This window comes from Rhodoferax sp., from assembly GCF_028689305.1.
GTDB lineage: Bacteria > Pseudomonadota > Gammaproteobacteria > Burkholderiales > Burkholderiaceae_C > Rhodoferax.
Genome location: NZ_JAQTWM010000153.1, coordinates 1 through 4387 on the forward strand (window position 1 = coordinate 1; position 4387 = coordinate 4387).

A 4387-nucleotide genomic window follows, 5' to 3' on the forward strand; every position below is an offset into this window, starting at 1 on the left:
GACGTTGGCGGCGAAATCGAACTCCATGTGCCTTACGAACCCGCGCTGGTCTGCGAGGCGAGCCTTAGCTGTCTCTACAGTTATGAAACCGGCAGCGGCGATGACAGTACCCGGCAAGAGCGGGTGGCGTGGCAGGACAGCGGCTATGCCCAAGTAGAGCGAACGGCACTGGGGATGCGGCTGCGCTTTCGTTTTGCCGTGCCTGCAGGACAGCGCCCCAGCGAAGAGGAGAGTGGCAATTACTACTTCTGGCGCTTGAGCATCAAGGCGCAATTGCCAGGGAGCGATCTGAACCGCTCCTTTACCATCCCCGTCTATGCCACGGGAGAAAGCTCCCGCTTTCAGCAACTGAACACCGGCAAGACCGTGCCGCAAGGGGTGCGGGAGTTAAAGGCGGAATCGCTGCTGCCGCTGCGATACAACGGCGGGGTGCGGGAGCTCTACTATCCGATGTTGCGCCAGCCGGGATTTTCCTTCGTGTTCATGGTGGTTGGTAGCGTTTTTGCCATTGCCGGCGTCATCCTCTGGGGAAGGGCCGCGCAGGAGGGGGGCGGACTCTATTTCTTGGGCGGCATTTTCACCTTCCTGGGCAGCCTGGTGGCGATGGCCGGTTTCAATGCAGCCTTTAGCAGCCTCTACGTTGCCTGGGACGGCCAGCGGGTGTTGACCATCCGCCGCCTGCTGGGTATCCCCATTCGCCGCAGGAGTGCCGACTACCATGAAGTGCGCGGGGTGGCGCTAAAGAAGGGCGCCACATCCAACCAGAATGGCGATTCACATCGGATCAATTACCAGGTGGTGGCGCAGACGCCCAAGGGCGAAATGGTGTTGGCCGAGAATATCGATTCGCACAGCAAGGCCAAGGTGGTGGAGGCCTATTTCCGAGGACAGTTTGGCCTGAGTGAAGCGCCGATGTAGATCGTGCCTGACCGACCCCCTCCCTTTTTTTTGGAATGACACTGCCCAAAACACGCCCAAGCCTCATCCCAGAATCTCACAATTCTGGCTCCGCTATGTGGACTCCAGAGGACACCACGCCGAGGTCGATTTCACCGGCACCTCACCGCAGCAGGCCAACAACTTCAACGCCACAACGGCGGAGTGCATGGCGGCGGTGGCGGCTACGGGTCCGTTGCTGATATATTGCTATAATTAATATAGCTGTAAAGTTAATGAATACGCGGGCTAACCGGTATTTCTAAGCCCAGCGGCAATGCCGTTGATGGAAATGTGGATGCCGCGTTTGAGGCGTTCATCCACCTGGCCGGCGCGGTAGCGCCGCACCAGCTCCACCTGCAGGTGATGCAGCGGGTCGATGTACGGAAAACGGTGGCGGATCGAGCGCTGCAGCGCGGTGTTGTTCGCCAGCCGCTGCTGGTGGCCGGTGATCAGCTCCAGCGCCCGCGCGGTGCGGTGCCATTCCTGCTCGATGCTGGTGAAGATCTTTTTGCGCAGCCGCTTGTCGCTGACGAGTTCGGCGTAGCGCGAAGCCAGCGCCAGATCACTTTTGGCCAGCACCATGTCGATGTTGGAGAGCAGGGTTTTGAAAAACGGCCACTGCTGGTCCATTTGTTGCAGCAACACCAGCCGCTGTTTGCGGGTTTTGGCGGGTGTCTGCTCCCCTTGCGGATGGAGGAACTGGTCTACCGCTGAACCAAAACCAAACCAGCCCGGCAGTGTCAGGCGGCATTGGCCCCAGCTGAAGCCCCACGGAATGGCGCGCAGGTCTTCGATTTTTTGCGAGGCCTTGCGCGAGGCCGGGCGCGAGCCGATGTTGAGTTCGGCAATCTCGCGGATCGGGGTGGCGCTGAAAAAATAGTCGGTGAAACCGGGGGTGCCATACACCAGCTTGCGGTAGGCCGCCATGCTGGTCAGCGACAACTCGGCGGCCACGGCCAGATGGGCCGGGTCGGCAGAGCCGGTGGGGTGCAGCAGCGTGGCCTCCAGTGTGGCGGCCACCAGCGTTTCCAGGTTGCGCCGGCCGATTTCCGGGTTGGCGTATTTGGAGCCAATCACCTCACCCTGTTCGGTCAGGCGGATCTGGCCGCGCACCGTGCCCGGCGGCTGCGCCAGGATGGCGGCAAAACTGGGGCCACCGCCGCGCCCGACCGTGCCGCCCCGGCCATGGAACATGCGCAGCTGCACAAATTGCTGATTTTTGGGACTGGGGTGAGGGCGGTTGATCTCGTTGAACACCTCCACCAGCGCAATTTCGGCCTGGTACAGCTCCCAGTTGCTGGTGAAAATGCCGCCGTCCTTGTTGCTGTCGGAGTAACCCAGCATGATGTCCTGTTCGCCATACTGGTCGGGGCCGCCGCGCTGGACCAGCGCCAGGATGCCGGGCAGGGCGTAAAACGCCTTCATGATCGGCGCGGCATGGCGCAGGTCGTCGATGGTTTCAAACAGCGGCACCACAATCAGGTCGCAGCTGGCGGCCTGGTCCAGCGTGCCCTGCATCAGGCCCACCTCTTTTTGCAGCAGCAGCACCTCCAGCAGGTCGCTGACGGTTTCGGTGTGGCTGATGATGTAGTGCCGGATCGCCTGGCTGCCAAACTGCTGGCGCATTTGCCTGGCGGTCTCAAAAATGCCGATTTCACTGAGGGTGTGGGCCGAGTAGTTGGCGCCCATCACCCGCAACGGGCGGGCGTCACACAGCAGGGTCATCAGCAGCGCGCATTTGGCACTTTCGTCCAGGCCGGCGTAGTCGGGGGTGAGGCGTGCGGTGGCCAGCAGTTCGGCCAGCACCGCTTCGTGCTGGTCGGAGCTTTGCCGCAGGTCCACCGTGGCCAGATGAAAGCCGAAGACTTCCACGGTGCGGATCAGCGGCTGCAGGCGCTGCGCCACCAGGGCCTGGGCCCGGTGCGCCAGCAGCGAGGCTTCGATCACACGCAGATCGGCCAGCAGTTCCTGGGCGTTGCGGTAAGGGTTCTGGGGTGGTACGGCGTGGCGCGCGGCCTCGCCGCCCGTCAGGGCCTTGAGGGTGGCCGCCAGCCGGGCATAGACACCAATCAGCACGCGCCGGTAGGGCTCGTCCTTGCGGTGTTCATTGGTGTCGGGGGATTGGGCTGCCAGCGCCTGCATGGCAGGCGGGAAGTCCACCAGCATGGCCGACAGCGAGAGTTCGCTGCCGAGGTAATGCACTTCGGTCAGGTAGTGGCGCAGGGCCACGTCGGCCTGACGGCGCAGCGCGTGGGACAGGGTCTGGGCATTGACGTTGGGGTTGCCGTCGCGGTCGCCACCAATCCACTGGCCCATGCGCAGGAAGTTGGCCACCGGCTGCTGGCCGAGCGCCTGTTCCAGGTTGGCATAGATGCGTGGAATCTCACGCAGGAAGGTGGACTCGTAATAACTCAGCGCGTTCTCCACCTCGTCGGCCACGGTGAGCTTGGAAAAGCGCAGCAGACGGGTCTGCCAGAGTTGCAGCACGCGCGCACGCAGTTGCAACTCGTTGGCGGCCAGTGCGCGCGGGGTCAGCGCATCCCTGGGCACCACATAGGCGGCAGCCTGGGCCAGGATGTCGTCACGGGCCGTCAGCAGCTGAGCAATGTCGCGCTCGGCGTCGAGAATGCTTTTGCGCTGCACCTCGGTCGGGTGAGCGGTCAGCACGGGCGAGACAAAACTGTGCGCCAGCATCTGGCTGATGGCGTGCGGCGTCACCCCGCCATCGGCCAGGCGCTGCAGCGTCATGTCGATGCTGCCCTCTTGCAGGCTGCCGGCGCGCTCGTGCAGGGTCCGGCGGCGGATGTGGTGGCGGTCTTCGGCCAGATTGGCCAGATGGCTGAAGTAGGTGAAGGCCCGTACCACGCTGACGGTCTGGTCCCCACTGAGGGATTTCAGCAGCTTGCTGAGGGTTTTGTCCGCCTCGTGGTCGGCGTCACGGCGAAAGGCGACCGACAGCTGGCGGATCTGCTCGATCAGCGCAAATGCGGCCTCGCCTTCCTGTTCGCGGATCACGTCACCCAGAATACGGCCAAGCAGGCGGATGTCGTCGATCAGTGGTTGCTCCGGGTTGGGCTGGCGCGGTTTCGGTGGTGTTGGGCGGCGTGTCGGACGAGGGGCGGTCATGTCGGCTTTCAAGTCGGGCAGGGGGAAGTCAGCTGAACGTAAGCAAGAGGCATGCTAGCATCCTTGACCCCATCGAGATAACAAAAAGGTTACGGCCACGCGCCAGCGCTTATGAGTACATTCACCATCGCCACCAGAGAAAGTCGTCTGGCCCTGTGGCAGGCCGAACATGTCCAGGCTTTGCTGGGCCAGCTCGGGCATTCGGTCAAGCTGCTGGGCATGACCACCCGGGGGGACCAGATTCTGGACCGTTCGCTCAGCCAGGTCGGAGGCAAGGGGTTGTTTGTCAAGGAGCTGGAAGTCGCCCTGGAAGAGGGGCGCG

General features: G+C 63.0%; 2 protein-coding genes and 1 pseudogene. 2 read left to right on the top strand and 1 reads right to left on the bottom strand.

Annotated elements, in window-relative coordinates; genetic code table 11:
* On the top strand, positions 1 to 918 hold a 918-nt coding region (locus PHW99_RS18185), incomplete at its 5' end, for a hypothetical protein (RefSeq protein ID WP_300181057.1).
* A gap of 267 nt (positions 919 to 1185) precedes the next feature.
* On the opposite strand, the gene ppc is transcribed toward PHW99_RS18185, so the two are convergent.
* On the bottom strand, positions 1186 to 4065 hold the full coding sequence (gene ppc / locus PHW99_RS18190; RefSeq protein ID WP_300181060.1) for a phosphoenolpyruvate carboxylase: 2880 nt from the start codon (positions 4063 to 4065) through the stop codon (positions 1186 to 1188).
* A gap of 111 nt (positions 4066 to 4176) precedes the next feature.
* Between ppc and PHW99_RS18195 the strand changes: the two are divergent.
* Positions 4177 to 4387, top strand: a pseudogene (locus PHW99_RS18195) (hydroxymethylbilane synthase); the annotation flags it as partial.

Excerpts from the sequence above, each read along its gene's own strand:
- ppc (WP_300181060.1), bottom strand. The coding sequence starts at position 4,065 with ATGACCGCCCCTCGTCCGACACGCCGCCCAACACCACCGAAACCGCGC.